Below are 15818 nucleotides of genomic sequence, written 5' to 3'. Positions count from 1 at the left end.
GTGATCGCTAGTTGCCGATCCCGCCTCTCGAGCCGTCGGCTACTTGCGCCAGTAGACGCCGGTGCCGTCGATGTTGACGATCTCGGCGGTGATCCCGTGCTTGGTCCGGTAGTCGGTTACCGCCTGCTCGCACGCCTTCACTGCCAGGTAGTCGTCCACGATGCAGAACCCGCCCGGCGACAGCCGCGGGTAGAGCGCATCCAGGCCCTGGATGGTGGATTCGTAGAGATCGCCGTCGAGGCGCAGCACCGAGATGGTCTCGATCGGCGCATCAGCCAACGTGTCCTTGAACCAGCCGGGCAGGAAGCGCACCTGATCGTCGAGCAGTCCGTAGCGCTCGAAGTTGGCCCGGACCTCAGCTTCGGAGACACCAAGAATTCCGGCGGCGAACTCCGCACGGATGCCCTTGTCCGCCTTGTAGTTCTCGGTATCCGACTTAGGCACGCCCTGGAACGAGTCGGCCAGCCAGACCGAACGGGTGTGGTCCCCGTAGGCGGCTAGCACCGCACGCATGAGGATGCAGGCACCCCCGCGCCAGACCCCGCACTCGATGAGATCGCCGGGGATCTCTTCCTTGATGACGGTTTCGACGGCTTCCTGCAGATTCGTCAGGCGCTTCATCCCGATCATGGTCTCGGCCTCGGCCGGCCAGTCCAGACCCAGCTCACGCTGGTTACGGCCACGGGCGTCAGAGCCCGACAGCCGGGGCAGGATGTTGTTGACGGTCTTGAGCAGCAGACGTCGCCGCAGCGGCCACTCCGAAGGAATCCGCTCGGCCATTCCGTACCTGGTCAGATTACGTCGGAGCAGGTCAAGGTACAGAGAGCGAACATCGGGTTGGGTGATGGTCAAGACGGTTCCTGTCTCACATGCCAGCGTGTCGGCGCTGAGTGTAGAGCCGACTGGACACCTGTTTAAGAGTTTTCGAAGATTTGACGCTGTTGTTAGCCAACTCTGCCGGCGGCGAACTTCTCGACGCGGTCGGCGGCCGCCATGACACTGTCCGATGGCGTGTTCATCCGCGAGGCGATCGCCCGAGCACGCACGGCGTAGTCCGGTGCCAGGATCGTGCGCAGATCGGCCAACATCGTCTTCTCGTTGGCGGTCGAGAAGCGCCGAGCCGTGCCGACCTTGAGCCGCTTGATCGCCTCGCCCCAGATCACCTGGACGTCGGCCATCCACAGGATCAGCGTGGGAACGCCGGCCCGCAGGCTGGCGGCCGTCGTCCCGGCACCGCCGTGATGCACAACGGCGCGGCAGGCCGGGAAGATCGTCGCGTAATTCACCGCACCGACTACCTTGACGTGGTCGAACTGCGGGACATTGCTGAAATCGCTCCAGCCCGCACACAGCAGCGCGCGCTCGCCGAGCTGGTCGCAGACCGACGCGATCATGGCGACCATCTCCGCCGGTGACTCCACGGGGATGCTGCCGAAGCCGAAGCAGATCGGCGGGGTCCCGGCAGCGATCCACGATGCGACGTCCTGATCGGCAGCGGTCGCCAGCTCCAGGGTGAGGGTGCCCACGAACGGCCGCTGCTCGCCCCAACCCGCCCATTCCTCGGCCAACCCGGGGAAGCAGACGTCGTCGTAGGCCTGAATCTCCAACGCACGGCGCTCGGCGATCCGGCGCGACACCGGCCCCCGGATGGGCACCAGGCCCAACTCCCGCCGTTGGGCGTCCTCGACCTTCTTCAGCCCCAGCCACACCAGCCACTCGTAGGCTTTCATCGCCGCGCGCGTCACTGGCGCGGGCAGTTTCGGCACGAGATGCCCGTTGACCCGGATCGGGAACCACAGCAACGTGGCCAACGGGATGTCGTGATACTCAGCGACATTCACCGCGAGTTCCTCGTAGCTGACCCCGGTGATGATCACGTCGGAGTCCTTAGTCAGCGCCGCGAGCATCGTGCTCATCTCGGCCCACGCCCGGGCGCCGGGTTCTCGCGATTCCTGGAAGTGCTTCTTCACCTCGCGCACCCGCCAGAAGTTGCGGAAGAAGTAGGCCCAGAAGTCCCGGGTGTCCTCCAACCAAGCCTGGGTGTCCGGGCCGTAGGGCACCGCAGTGAGGCCGACGGACTCCGCTGACGCGATGAGATCGGGTGGCACCGCCATCGTCACCTGATGACCCCGGCGCATCAGCTCACGACCGAGCGCAATACCCGGCTCGACGTCACCTCGGGTTCCATAAAAGGCAAGCACAGCTTCCATCGCGTGTTCGTAGCTCCTGACTGTTGACTTCAGACGAGCCCACTCGGCGGCAGGTCGCACCGAACCCCGCCGCTCAGCCGCACCGGAGCCTAGCCCGGCGCTTTGCATGTCGAACCGAAATCACGAAGTCTCGGCCAGCTCGGCTTCAAAGTCCATAGTTCCTCGGGCTGGCGTCGCATTCGATTACGCTGAGCGATTAACTGGTTCAATCCCGTGGCGACGCACATGATCCTGTGAGCCTCCGGTCGGCACGGGCGAACCCTTTTCGGGGAGGCTATTCAGTGACAGAACGGATACGCCATGCCCGCGTATCCCCAAGACGTCACGAATCCCCAGACGCCAAGACACCTGACAATCGACTCGCGCTGCTGGACCAAGCCTTCTTCGAGGGACATCGCGCAGCCGGTCAACGCGAGGTCATGCAGGTCGGATGGCTCTATGACCGTGCCGTTGACCCCGACGAACTGAAACGCTTCCACGACAACTTGGGCTACGGGTTGTTGGGCCGGCTCATCGAGCGCTCACCGCTACCGTTCGGTCGGCACCGCTGGGTTACCGATCCCCAACCGGCGCAGATCGAGATTGCCACCCGTGCACGCACACGCGCTGAGCTCGTCGACTGGTTCGACGAGTGCACGCAGGTACCGGTCGATCCGGAGTTGGGACCTGGCTGGCGCCTGAGCGTACTCCCACTAACCAACGGCGGCACTGCGATCAGCCTGGTGCTATCCCACTACGTAATCGACGGTATCGGCGGTGCCATTGCCGTCACAGAGGCCATCCTCGGACTGCCCCGCGACCTCGGCTACCCACCACAGCGATCGCGAAATCGGTTGCGGGCTTTGGCCGAAGACACCACCGCATCCTTGCGTGACGGCCTGGCAATAATCCGAGCCATGACGCTCGCGGTAAAAGGAGCGCGAAGTCGAGTGGAGGACGCCGCCCGGGCCAAAGCAGCCCGGCCCATCGCGGAGTTGGGCAGCGAAGCGGACGTCTCCGTCACTATGCCCAGTGTTTGGATCCGACTTAATCTCGGAGAATGGGTCGCACGCGCAGAGGCTCTCGGCGGAACGGCCAGCACTCTTGCGGCCGCATTCACTGCAAGGCTCGATATGCACATGGGCCGCTGCCATAGCGACGCCGTCGGCGTGCCGGTGCTATTGGTGGTGAACGACCGCACCGAAAACGACGTGCGCGCGATCGCGGTGTCGTTTGTACGGGCCTATATCAACCCATCAGGCGTCACGGAGGACCTCCGTCAAGCCCGCAACTCGATCAAATACGCGGTCACAGCTCATAGGGGGACGCCGGATCATTCAGCGCAACTCGCTGCCTTGGCGCCGTTCACGCCGAAGCGAGCGTGGCGGCTGATGATTGAGTCGGCGCTCAGCGATCCGGAACACCCGGCAGTCTGTTCCAACCTCGGAGACACTGGCTCTGCAGCAATACGTCCCGACGGGACGCTATGCGACGACGTCTTCGCCCGCGGAGCGAGCCAGCACCTCTCAGCGCGATGGCTCGAGCGGATCGGCAGCCAGCTTCATCTCTTTTACGGCACCTCAGTCGAGATCGACAGAGTGGGTATCTACATCAGCGGCTATCAACCCAACACGGCGACGAACAGATCCGAGTTGCGCGGGCATGTCGAACGAACCTTGGCGGAGTTCGGCCTGCTTGGCCAGATTGATTGAGCGACTGGAAGCGCGCCGGTTGTGTCTGGCCGAGTACCGGGCCCGCGTGCTTGGCAGCGGCGGGAGCACACCGACAACGCTGCCGACAAGACACCTGAGTGCAGCCAGTCTCGCCCGAATCGCGGATGGAGTTCGGCTACTCTCTCGTGGTGAATCGGTTCTAGCCCGCCCGGGCCCAGACCGTTCCGCTGCGACGCCGCGCCGGCTGGTGCGAGCGCGTGTCCACCCGGCGGCACGGACGAACCCTGTCTCATCGGAGGCTGATCAGTGGCAGTGGGGATACGTCGCGTGCGTTCATCGCACGCCGATACCGCCTCCAACGGTGATGTGCCCGTGGATAACCGGCTAGACATCATGGACCAGGCCTTTTACGCGGGCCATCGCGCAGCTGGCCAAAACGAGGTCATGCAGGTCGCCTGGATCTATGAACGCCCCATCGACTTGGTGGGCCTCAAGCGATTCCACCACGATCTTGCCTTCGGTTTGCTGGGTCGGCGCATCGAGCGGTCACCCCTTCCGTTCGGCCGCTACCGCTGGGTCTGGGACAAGCAACCGACCACACTCGATATCGCCGCAGCACCGCGAGCTCGCAGCGAGCTGGCCGACTGGCTTGAAGAACGGTCCCAACTCCCTATCGATCCCGAGAACGGTCCAGGATGGCGCTTGTCCGTTGTCTCATTCACCGACGGCACTGCGGCCGCCACCCTGGTGATCTCGCACTATGTGGTGGACGGGATCGGCGCCGTCGTCGGGGTGGCGCTGGCAAGCATGGGTGACACCACTGGTCAGGGGTATCCGCCCCCAGGGGCACGTCCGCCACTACGCGCGCTGGTCGAGGATGCCGCCGACGCCGCGCGTGCCCTCCCATCAGCTGTGCGCGCCCTGGTAGCAGCGACGAAGGAGGCACGGCGTCGCCAATCAGACAAGGCAAGGCCAGAAAGGTCGTTGGCAGCCGAAGCGCCGGTCACCGTCAGCGGAGACGAGCGCGTCACCGTGCCCTGCATCTGGATTCGCATGGACATGGACGCGTGGAATGCCCGCGCGGAAGCGCTCGGGGGAAGCGGTAGTACGCTCGCCGTAGCTCTGACGGCGAGGATCGATGAGCTCATGGGGCGCCAGCACGGCGATACCGACGACATCAAGATGCTGCTGCTGGTCAACGACCGCACCCCAGGTGATGTGCGGGCCGTCGCGGTGTCCTTTGCCCGCCTCAGCGTTCCCCCTACGAACTTGACCACAGACCTCAGCGGCGCGCGTGCCGCCGTAAAAGCCGGGTTGAAGGCGCTGAAAGAGATGGAGGACGAGTCGACGGAATTCGTCGCACTTACACCCTTCACCCCGAAGTCTGCGTGGAGGAAGCTGATCGACTACGCCCTCAACGATCCCGAACAACCGGCAGTGTGCTCGAACCTCGGCGACACCGGCCCCGCGGTAATCCGTGCCGACGGCCAGCCGAGCGATTCGGCGTTTGCACGCGGGACAAGCCAGCACATGACGCGACGTTGGCTCAACCGGATCGGCAGCCAACTGAACCTGTACTTCGGCACCTCGGTGGAGATGAACAAGGTCGGCCTGCATGTCCGCGGCTATCACCCGGGATCAGTTACCACAAAAGCCGAATTGCACGCCATCGTCGAGCAAGCGCTGAGCGATTTCGGGCTCACTGGACTCCTCGACTGAGGCACGGTCGACTACGCCCCGGCAACGCTGGACCGTCATCAGTGTGGAGTTCCTTCACCAGGCGTGCGTTACTTCACATCAGCACGGCCACCCCGCCGAGACAACGACCACCGGTGTGGCGCACCGCCTTGGTCACGAACTCGCCGAAGATCGCGACAGGTAGCAAAACCAGACTCGGCACCAGCGGGGGCAACGGGTGCGAGCAGACGGGCACATTCCTGGGCAGCGCCGAGACTGCCGTTCGTACCACTGGTTAGCCTGTGAAACAGTTCACAGGGCGGCATCGGCATGGTTAACTCTCGTAACGATTGGGTCGGGTTCTGCTCAGCACTGCTGGTCGGCGGTGACCTGTGTGAGACCTCCACTGTGACGCGTACCACGGGATGTGTAGCGTGGGCGTCGCGTCACAGGCAGTTGTCGCACGTGGGACCCGGCTGGCGTCGCGGTGACGACCGGAACCGGTGGAAAGGTGGAAACGGTGGATGCGGTGGTCGAGGGCGACCTGCCTGACGTGGAGCCACCCCAGTCCGGCCTCACCTCATCCAACCCTGAGGATGCCAGCAAATTGCCTAGCTCCACGCGTAAATTTGGTCGGCGGAGTCGTCAATCATCGGGTCCGGCACCCCGGGACAGTCGACCTCGCAACCGCCGCAGCGCAGGCGCCCGTGCGTTCGGTCTGCTGAGGCGGTTATGGATTCCGCTCGTCGTGGTGGCAGTTATCGCAGCGGGTGGTTTCACCGTGTCACGCCTGCACGGCATTTTCGGCTCGCAGAAGCAGGTCACCTATGGCGATACGCGGACCGACACTGCCAAGCCGATCAATCCCAAGTACCTGAAGTACGAAGTCTGGGGCCCGCCTGGCACGGTGGCGCAGATCAGCTTTTTCAACGAGAACGGCGACCCGCAGTTCATCCAAGGTGTGAATCTGCCGTGGACGTTCTCCTTCCCGATGGTGGGTGCAGCAGGCATCGGAAGTGTCGCCGCGCAGGGTGACAGCGACAGCATCGGTTGCCGCATTCTGGTCGGCGACGAAGTGAAGTCGGAGAAGGTGACTTACCACGAGGTGAGTTCCTTTGTGTCGTGCATGCTGAAGGCCGCATGAGCAACCACCAGCTGGAGAATCGCCAGCCTTTTGTGGCGCGGACACTGCACCGCTTCGCAATACCCGTAATCTTGGCGTGGATCGGGCTTGTCTTCGTGCTCGGCCTGACAGTGCCCACCCTCGAGCAGGTCTCTGCCGAGCATTCGGTGTCACTGAATCCCGATGACGCTCCCGCCTTCATTGCCCAGAAGCGCATCGCAGAGGCGTTCAAGCAGACCGATCAAGGCAGTATGGCGTTCCTCGTCCTGGAGGGACAACAGCCCCTCGGCCAGGAAGCTCACGACTATTACGACCAGCTGATTCGGCAGATGGAAGCCGATTCCACGCACGTAAAACGCATCCAGAATTTCTGGGGAGACGAACTCACCAGGGCCGCGGCGGAAAGCTCCGACGGGAAAGCCGCGTACGCCCAGATATCGGTAGCCGGTAACCCTGGTGAGGCCCAGGCCAACGATTCGATCGTGGCCATCCAGCGCATCGTGGCGCAGACACCGCCACCGCCCGGTGTCAAGGCCTACATCACCGGGCCGGCTGCGATCGTCGCCGATATGGCCAAAAGCGGCGACAGCACGGTGCTGCTCGTCACCGCGGTCAGTGTGGCGGTCATCTGCGTCACCTTGCTCTTCGTCTACCGCTCGATCGTCACCGTCTTTCTGCTGCTGTTCGTGGTCGGCATCGAGTTGCAGGTGGCCCGCGGGATCGTCGCCTTCCTAGGCCATATCGGACTCATCGGCCTGACAACGTTTGCCGTCAACCTGTTGGTGTCATTGGTGATCGCGGCCGGAACCGATTACGGCATCTTCTTCGTCGGCCGCTATCAGGAGGCCCGCCAAGCCGGCGAAGATCGGCAATCTGCGTACTACACGGCCTACCACAGCGTCGCCAAAGTGGTGCTGGCTTCCGGATTGACAATCGCCGGAGCGGTGCTCTGCCTGAGCTTCACTCGGCTGCCGTTCTTCAAGGTCTTGGGTGTTCCGTGTGCGGTCGGCATCGTGGTCGCCGTCGCGGTCGCCACGACGCTCTTCCCCGCCCTGCTGGCCGCCGGTGGCCGATTCGGGCTGTTCGACCCGAAGCGGATATTGAAGGTCCGTGGCTGGCGACGGGTCGGAACGGCGATTGTGCGCTGGCCGGGCCCGATCCTCGTGGCGTCACTAGCTGTCGCGCTGGTGGGGTTGTTGACCCTTCCCGGCTTCAAACCGAGTTACAACGACCAGGACTATCTGCCGAGGAACATCCCCGCCACTCTCGGTCTTGAGGCCGCGCAGCGGCATTTCCCGCCATCGGCCATGAAGTCGCCGGAAATTCTGATGGTCCAGTCTGATCACGATCTGCGCAATCCAGCGGACTTCCTGATCCTCAACAAGCTGGCCAAGGCTGTACTGGCGGTGCCGGGCATCTCGAAGGTGCAATCGGTTACCAGGCCCGAGGGCACCCCGATCGCCCACACCACGATCCCCTACCTGCTCAGCATGCAGCAAGCCGGTCAACAGCAGTTCATGCAATTCCAGAAAGTGCGCATGGATGATCTGCTCAAGCAGGCGGACATGCTCGGCGAGACCATCACCATCATGGAGCGAATGTTCGCGATCATGCAGCAACTGGTGGCCACCACCCATGACATGGTCACCAAAACGCATGAAATGCAGGAAATCACCAACGAATTGCGCGACCACATCGCGGATTTCGAAGATTTCTGGAGACCCATTCGCAACTACTTCTACTGGGAACCGCACTGCTACAACATTCCGTTGTGCTATTCGATCCGATCCATCTTCGACACCCTTGACGGCGTCAGCGCCCTCACCGACAAGCTCGGTGAAATGGTCAACGAACTGGACAAACTTGATGCTCTGATGCCGCAGCTTGTCGCCCAGTTCCCCGAAATGCTCACGATCATGAAGAGCATGCGGACCATGCTCCTGACAATGCACAGCACCATGTCGGGCGTCTTCGGGCAGATGGACGATGGCACCAATAACTCGACCGCGATGGGCAAGGCATTCGACGCCGCCCAGAACGACGATTCGTTCTACATACCACCCGAGGTGTTCAAGAACGCTGATTTCAAGCGGGTGATGGACATCTTCATCTCGCCCGACGGCACCGCATCTCAGATGCTGATTTCGCAGAAGGGCGACCCATCGACACCCGCCGGCATGGCCCAAGTGGATGCGATCAAGAGTGCGGCTGAGGAGGCCCTCAAGGGAACCCCTCTCGAAGGCGCACAGATCTTTCTCACCGGCACCGCGGCAGGAACAAAAGACATCGTCGAGGGCTCGGAATACGACCTGATGATCGCCGTGGTGGCGGCGATCTGCCTGATCTTCATCGTCATGCTGATCATGACCAGGAGCCTGATCGCGGCGCTGGTCATCGTTGGGACAGTGCTGATTTCGCTTGGCGCATCATTCGGCCTATCCGTCTTCGTCTGGCAATATCTGCTCGGTATCCAAATTCACTGGGCAGTACTGGTCATGTCGGTGATCATCCTGTTGGCCGTGGGGTCCGACTACAACCTGTTGTTGGTCGCGCGGATGAAAGAGGAGATCGGCGCCGGGATCAATACCGGAATCATCCGGGCGATGGGCGGCACGGGCAAGGTCGTGACGAACGCGGGTCTGGTGTTCGCCTTCACCATGATGTCGATGCTCGTCAGCGATCTCATCAGCATCGGCCAGGTTGGGACGACCATCGGGTTGGGTCTGTTGTTCGACACCCTTATTGTTCGCGCGTTCATGACCCCGTCCATCGCCGCCCTGCTCGGTCGCTGGTTCTGGTGGCCGCAACAGGTACGGCCGCGGCCGGCCAGCACGATGCTCCGGCCGACCGGGCCTCGACCCCTGGTGCGCGCCCTGCTCATGAATCAGCAGCAGCCGTAAATGGCGGCTGTGCAGTCCGCTGGGGGCCGCATGAGCACCGAACGCTCACGGCCAGTCGTCGCGCGCTCCATTCGCATGCTGTCGGTCCCGATTGTTCTGTTCTGGCTCGCATTCACGGTGATCGCGACGTTCTGGGGTCCGTGGTTGGAAACGGTGGGCCGCGACAATTCCGTGTCGCTGGCGCCGCAGGATGCTCCGGCGGTGCAAGCAATGCAGCGCATCGGTGCGAATTTCAACGAATCGAAGTCCGACAGCTTCGCCATGCTCGTCATCGAGGGACAGAAGCCACTCGGCGACGAAACCCATGCGTATTACGAGCAGTTGATCCGGCAGCTCAAAGACGATCCCACGCACGTCGAACACGTCCAGGATCTGTGGAGCGACCGCCTCACCGCCGCAGGAGCGCAGAGCGCCGACGGCAAAGCCGTCTATGTGCAACTGAATCTGGCCGGCAACCAGGGCACCACGCTGGGCCACCGCTCCATCGAGGCAGTGCGGCATATCGTCGAGAAGACGCCGGCACCACCGGGTGTGCAGGCCTTTGTCACCGGCCCGGCGGCGCTGTCCAGTGATCTGACGCACGCTGGCGACCGATCGATCCTCAAGATGACCGTGATCGGTGCGGTGATCATCTTCGCGGTGCTGATGTTGGTCTACCGGTCGATCATCACCGTGATCGCACTGTTGATCACCGTCGGCATCGAGCTCTTCGTCGCCCGATCGGTGGTCGCCTTCCTCGCTGAGCAGGGTGCGTTCTCGTTATCGACGTTCGCGGTCAATCTGCTTGTCGCCCTTGCCATGGCCGCTGGCACCGACTACGGCATCTTCTTTTTCGGGCGGTATCAGGAGGCTCGTCAAGCAGGCGAGGACGTCGAAACCGCTTACTACAGCACATTTCGCGGCGTCACCCCCGTGGTGCTGGGTTCGGGACTGACGATCGCCGGCGCCATGCTGTGCCTGAGCTTCACCCGATTGCCCATCTTCCAGACCATCGGTGTGCCGTGTGCGCTCGGCATGGTCGTCGCGGTCGGTGTAGCGATCACGTTGGTTCCTGCGGTGCTGGCGGTGGGAGGTCGCCTCGGTCTGTTCGATCCCACCCGCAAGATCGGGGTCCGGCGTTGGCGGCGGGTCGGCACGGCGATCGTCCGCTGGCCTGCGCCGATTTTGGTCGCGACCTTGGCGGTGGCATCGCTGGGCCTGATCGCGCTGCCCGGCTACGAGACGAGCTACAACGATCGCCTCTACATCCCGGACGACATCCCTGCCAACGTCGGATACGCAGCGGCACAAAGGCATTTCACCCAGGCCCGCATGATGCCCGAAATCCTGATGATCGAGTCGGATCGGGACATGCGCAATCCAGCGGACTTTCTGGTCCTGCACAAACTCGCCAAGGCCATCTTCCATGTCCCCGGTATCTCCCGTGTTCAGGGCATTACCCGGCCCGAGGGCAACCCGATCGAGCACACCTCGATCCCCTTCCTGATCAGTCTCCAGAGCGCTTCGCAGCAGCAGAGCATGAAGTTCATGCGCGATCAGGTGGACCAGATGGGCAAGATGGCCGAGCTGATGGACAGGCAGATCGCGGTGCTCCGGCGCATGTACGACTTTCAGAAGCAGATCACCGTCACGACCCACAAGACGATCGAACTAACTACCCAGATGGCGGACGTCGTCGCCCAATTGCGCGACGCTGTATCGGAATTCGACGACTTCTTCCGACCCATCCGCAATTACCTCTACTGGGAACCGCACTGCTACAACATCCCGCTGTGCTTCTCGATACGCAGCATCTTCGATGCACTCGACGGGATCAACACCGCGACCGAGCGACTGCAGGAACTCTTGCCGACCCTCGGCACAATGGATGAACTGCAGCAGAAGCTGCTCGCCGAGATGCCTCGCCAGATCGCCATCATGGAACAGATGCGAAACATGTCGCAGGCCATGCACGCCACCATGTCCGGCAGCCTGGATGTCATGGACGAGACCACTAACGACGCCAACGCCATGGGCCGGGCCTATGACGCGGCCAAGGACGACGACACCTTCTACCTGCCGCCGGAAGTCTTCGATAACGCCGACTTCAAGAAGGCGATGAGCTCATTCCTGTCCCCTGACGGCAAGTCCGCGCGATTCATCATCTCCCACAAGGGCGATCCCGCCAGCCTCGAAGGTATCGCCCGCACCGACAAGATCCGCCAGGCAGCCGAGGAAGCGCTCAAGACCACACCGCTGTCCGGGGCCAAGATCTACCTCGCCGGCACCGCCTCGACGTTCAAGGACTTCCGCGAGGGCTCGAATTACGACCTGCTGATCGCCGGCGTCGGTGCCCTGTGCCTGATCTTCATCATCATGCTCATCCTCACCCGCAGCCTGATTGCCGCACTGGTGATCGTGGGAACGGTGGCCTTGTCACTGGGCTCGTCGTTCGGCCTGTCAGTGTTGATCTGGCAGTACATCTTTGGCATCAAGTTGCACTGGATGGTGTTGCCGATGTCGGTCATCGTCCTGCTGGCGGTGGGCTCGGACTACAACCTGCTGCTGGTCGCCCGAATGAAAGAGGAGATCGCTGCCGGGATCAACACCGGCATCATCCGCGCCATGGGTAGTACCGGCAAGGTCGTCACCAATGCGGGCCTGGTGTTCGCCTTCACCATGGCCGCCATGGTGGTCAGTGACCTGCAGATCATCGGCCAGGTGGGTACCACCATCGCGCTGGGCCTGATGTTCGACACCCTGGTGGTGCGCTCCTTCATGACACCATCCATCGCCGCCCTGCTGGGCCGCTGGTTCTGGTGGCCGCAGATCGTACGGCCGCGACCGGCCAGCGCCATGCTGCGGCCTTACGGCACCCGGATCTCGGTGCGCGAACTGCTCGAGAAGAACGAACCCCGGGTGGAGGACGCGGTGACCGTCGAACTCCCCCGCCCCGTCAGCTGACCGGCGTCCCGTTGGTCTCGCGGGTCTCGGCCAGCACGTAGGACGCCAGCATCTCGTCGGCGTCGACCGGCACGAACCCCGTGGATTCGATCTTCGTCAGATCCAGGGCACTGCTCGGCGGGCGCGGGGCCACCGGGCCGGACGCCTTGGCGAAGTAGGCGGCAGTACTCACTCCAGTGACCCGGTCCGGATCATGACCGGACAGCGCGAAGGTGCGCCGCGCCACGTCGGCCCAGGTCCCGACGGCCCCGGCGCCACTGATGTTGTAGATGCCGTACGGCGCCCGCACCTCAGTGAGATGCGCTATCGCCCTAGCGATTTCGCCGGCGAAGGTCAGCCGGCCGAACTGGTCGTTGACCACCGACGGGTCCACTCCACGCTCAGCCAGGGAGAGCATGGTGCGCACGAAGTTGCGGCCCTCGCCGATCACCCACGAGGTCCGCAGGATGTAGTGCCGCGGCACCGTGGCCACGATCTGATCGCCGGCCGCTTTGGTCTGCCCGTACACCCCGAGTGGGGCCACCGCATCGTCCTCGCGGTAAGCCCGGGTGGCGGTGCCGTCGAACACGTAGTCACTGGACACGTGCACCAGCGTGATGCGGTGTGCAGTAGCGACTTTCGCGAGTTCAGCCACACCGGTGACATTGACGGCCCAAGCCGCGGCACGGCCTTCCGGCGTCTCGGCGGTGTCGACGGCGGTGTAGGCCGCGGCGTTGATGATGGTGTCGTACTCGCGCCACGGCCGGGCGTCGGCCAGCGAACCAGAAGCCAGGTCAATATCGGCGCGCTGGGCGAACTCGACATGCGGCGCGTCGCCGTAGGCTGCCCGCAACGCCTGGCCGAGCTGCCCCCCGGCCCCGATCACCAGAGTCTTGGGCCGCGGAATCGGCGTCACCTCCGACAGCGGGCCCTGGGCGCGATCCTTCTCCGACAGTTCGGCCTGCTCCAGCGGGATCGGCCAGTCGATCCCCACCGCGGGGTCACCGGGGTGCAGTGACGGGTAGGCGACACCGGGCGAGTAGTGATCGTTGACCAGGTAGCTGTAGACGGTGTTGGGTTCCAGGGTCTGGAACGAATTACCCACTCCCCGAGGCACGAACACCGCCCGCGACGGATCGAGTTCCGCGCTGAACACCGCCCCGAACGTCGGCCCCTCGCGCAGGTCCACCCACGCGCCGAAAATCCGCCCAGATCCCACCGAGATGTACTTGTCCCACGGCTCGGCATGAATTCCGCGGGTGGTGCCCGCGGCGTCGTTGAACGAGATGTTCTGCTGCACCGGGCCGAAGTCGGTCATCCCGGCGGCGATCATCTTCTCGCGCTGCCAGTTCTCCTTGAACCAGCCGCGGTTGTCGCCGTGCACCGGCAACTCCCAGATGGTCAGACCCGGGATGGGCGTGCTGACCGCCCGCAGGGTCTTGCCGTACTCGGTCATCTCGCTCCTGTTACTGCCCCAGCCGGGCATAAAACGCTTCGGTGGCGTCCTTGGCCGGAGCCCACCAGTCCTCATGGTTGCGGTACCACTCGATTGTCGCCGACAAACCGTGCTCGAAGTCGCAGTACCGCGGCAACCAGCCCAGTTCGGTGCGCAGTTTGGTCGAGTCGATGGCATACCGCAGGTCATGACCACTGCGGTCCGGGACGTGATCGTAGGCGTCGGCGTTGCGACCCATCATGGTCAGGATCAGCTCCACCACTGTCTTGTTGTCCCGCTCACCATTGGCGCCGATCAGGTAGGTCTCGCCGATCCGGCCCGCCTCCAGGATCCGCAGCACCGCCGACGAGTGGTCGTCGGCGTGAATCCAGTCCCGCACGTTACGGCCCTCGCCGTACAGCTTGGGCCGGATGCCCCACAGGATGTTGGTGATCTGGCGCGGGATGAACTTCTCGACGTGCTGATACGGCCCGTAGTTGTTGGAGCAGTTCGAAATCGTGGCGGCCACACCGTAGGAGCGGATCCAGGCGCGCACCAGCATGTCGCTACCGGCTTTGGTCGACGAGTACGGCGAGGACGGGTTGTACGGGCTGGCCTCGGTGAACCGGGCCGGGTCGTCGAGTTCGAGATCACCGTAGACCTCGTCGGTGGAGATGTGGTGAAACCGCACCCCGTACTTGCGCACCGCCTCGAGAAGCGTGAACGTTCCGATCAGGTTGGTCTGCAGGAACGGCTTCGGGTCGGACAGCGAATTGTCGTTGTGCGACTCCGCGGCGTAGTGCACCACCGCGTCGGCCGTGGCCACCAGGTCGTCCACCAGATCGGGGTCGGCGACGTCACCGTGGACGAACGTCATCCGGTCCTCGGGCAGCCCGGCCAGCGAGGCCAGGTTGCCGGCGTAGGTGAGCTTGTCGAGCACCGTGACGTGGTGATCGGTGTGGTTGATCACGTGGTGCACGAAGTTCGATCCGATGAAGCCGGCCCCTCCGGTGACCAGCAGCCGAGCCACTACGAACCCCTTTCCAGCAGTTCCAGAAGATAGGAGCCGTAACCGGATTTCACCAACGTCTCGCCCCGCTCGCGCAGCTCATCATCGCTGAGAAAGCCTTGCCGCCAACCGATTTCCTCAGGTACACCGATTTTGAGACCGGTGCGCCGTTCCATCGTGCGCACGAAGTCGGCGGCGTCGGTCATCTGGTCGAAGGTGCCGGTATCCAGCCAGGCGGTACCGCGCGGCAGCACCTGCACCCGCAGCCGGCCCTGTTCCAGGTAGGCGCGATTGACGTCGGTGATCTCGTACTCGCCGCGGTCGCTCGGCTTCAAACCGCGGGCGATCTCGACGACATCGTTGTCGTAGAAGTACAGCCCGGGTACCGCGTAGTTGCTCTTCGGGGCCTTCGGCTTCTCCTCCAGCGACACCACCGTGCCGCCGGCGTCGAACTCCACCACACCGTAGGCCGACGGTTCGGCCACCCAGTAGGCGAAGATCACGCCGCCGTCGACGGTGGCGAATGCCCGCAACTGGGTGCCCATCCCCGGACCGTAGAGCAGGTTGTCGCCCAGGATGAGCGCCACCTTGTCGGAGCCGATGAAATCCGATCCGATGGTGAAGGCCTGTGCCAGCCCGTCCGGGGAAGGCTGCTGGGCGAACGTGATCGACACCCCGAACCGCGACCCGTCACCGAGCAGCCGCTCGAAGAACTGCGCATCGTGCGGTGTGGTGATCACCAGGATGTCGCGGATCCCGGCCAGCATCAGCGTCGACAGCGGGTAGTACACCATCGGCTTGTCGTAGACCGGGATCAGCTGCTTGGAGACACCCAGGGTGATCGGATGCAGGCGGGTGCCCGATCCACCCGCCAGGATGATGCCCTTCAT

Annotated in this window: 10 protein-coding genes; 5 read left to right on the top strand and 5 right to left on the bottom strand. The window is 63.5% G+C overall.

Annotation, left to right across the window (positions count from 1 at the left end):
* Positions 1-39 precede the first annotated feature (39 nt).
* Both BN3385_RS14345 and BN3385_RS14340 read right to left on the bottom strand, forming a co-directional pair.
* Positions 40-852 (bottom strand): TylF/MycF family methyltransferase, encoded by an 813-nt coding sequence (locus BN3385_RS14345; RefSeq protein ID WP_082690471.1) that lies wholly within the window; start codon positions 850-852, stop codon positions 40-42.
* 92 nt (positions 853-944) lie between these two features.
* Positions 945-2210 carry a glycosyltransferase gene (locus tag BN3385_RS14340; RefSeq protein ID WP_059017449.1) on the bottom strand — a complete coding sequence of 422 codons (1266 nt, stop codon included), beginning with the start codon at positions 2208-2210 and terminating at the stop codon, positions 945-947.
* A gap of 281 nt (positions 2211-2491) precedes the next feature.
* Between BN3385_RS14340 and BN3385_RS14330 the strand changes: the two genes are divergently transcribed.
* The 5 genes from BN3385_RS14330 to BN3385_RS14310 all read left to right on the top strand — a co-directional run bounded on the left by BN3385_RS14330 (position 2492) and on the right by BN3385_RS14310 (position 12505).
* Positions 2492-3901, top strand: a complete 1410-nt coding sequence (locus tag BN3385_RS14330) for a hypothetical protein (protein ID WP_156432758.1) — start codon at positions 2492-2494, stop codon at positions 3899-3901.
* A 288-nt stretch (positions 3902-4189) separates the two neighbouring features.
* Positions 4190-5581, top strand: coding sequence for a condensation domain-containing protein (locus BN3385_RS14325; protein ID WP_156432757.1), 1392 nt, complete (start codon positions 4190-4192; stop codon positions 5579-5581).
* Positions 5582-6260: 679 nt separating this feature from the next.
* Positions 6261-6683, top strand: a complete 423-nt coding sequence (locus BN3385_RS14320) for an MmpS family transport accessory protein (RefSeq protein WP_059021963.1) — start codon at positions 6261-6263, stop codon at positions 6681-6683.
* A complete protein-coding gene (locus BN3385_RS14315) occupies positions 6680-9562 on the top strand; it encodes an MMPL/RND family transporter (RefSeq protein ID WP_059017440.1) in 2883 nt (960 codons plus the stop codon). The genes BN3385_RS14320 and BN3385_RS14315 overlap by 4 nt, the downstream gene beginning before the upstream one ends.
* A gap of 30 nt (positions 9563-9592) precedes the next feature.
* Positions 9593-12505, top strand: a complete 2913-nt coding sequence (locus tag BN3385_RS14310) for an MMPL/RND family transporter (RefSeq protein WP_059017438.1) — start codon at positions 9593-9595, stop codon at positions 12503-12505.
* On the opposite strand, the gene BN3385_RS14305 is transcribed toward BN3385_RS14310, so the two are convergent.
* From BN3385_RS14305 to rfbA, 3 genes are read right to left on the bottom strand one after another with little or no spacing between them, the layout of a single operon-like run.
* Positions 12498-13940 (bottom strand): sugar nucleotide-binding protein, encoded by a 1443-nt coding sequence (locus BN3385_RS14305; RefSeq protein WP_059017436.1) that lies wholly within the window; start codon positions 13938-13940, stop codon positions 12498-12500. The two genes, BN3385_RS14310 and BN3385_RS14305, sit on opposite strands and share 8 nt — an antisense overlap.
* A gap of 10 nt (positions 13941-13950) precedes the next feature.
* Entirely contained in the window at positions 13951-14949 is a 999-nt protein-coding gene (gene rfbB / locus BN3385_RS14300; protein ID WP_059017434.1) for a dTDP-glucose 4,6-dehydratase, read from the bottom strand.
* On the bottom strand, positions 14949-15818 hold the full coding sequence (gene rfbA, locus BN3385_RS14295; RefSeq protein ID WP_059017433.1) for a glucose-1-phosphate thymidylyltransferase RfbA: 870 nt from the start codon (positions 15816-15818) through the stop codon (positions 14949-14951). The genes rfbB and rfbA overlap by 1 nt, the downstream gene beginning before the upstream one ends.

The organism is Mycobacterium sp. M26, from assembly GCF_001494595.1.
GTDB lineage: Bacteria > Actinomycetota > Actinomycetes > Mycobacteriales > Mycobacteriaceae > Mycobacterium.
Note: the sequence above shows the minus strand (reverse complement) of the source record. Positions and strands in the feature narration are given on the sequence as shown.

Coding starts and splice junctions, on each gene's coding strand:
- BN3385_RS14340 (WP_059017449.1), bottom strand. CDS start 2,210: ATGGAAGCTGTGCTTGCCTTTTATGGAACCCGAGGTGACGTCGAGCCG.
- BN3385_RS14315 (WP_059017440.1), top strand. CDS start 6,680: ATGAGCAACCACCAGCTGGAGAATCGCCAGCCTTTTGTGGCGCGGACA.
- BN3385_RS14310 (WP_059017438.1), top strand. CDS start 9,593: ATGAGCACCGAACGCTCACGGCCAGTCGTCGCGCGCTCCATTCGCATG.
- BN3385_RS14305 (WP_059017436.1), bottom strand. CDS start 13,940: ATGACCGAGTACGGCAAGACCCTGCGGGCGGTCAGCACGCCCATCCCG.
- rfbA (WP_059017433.1), bottom strand. CDS start 15,818: ATGAAGGGCATCATCCTGGCGGGTGGATCGGGCACCCGCCTGCATCCG.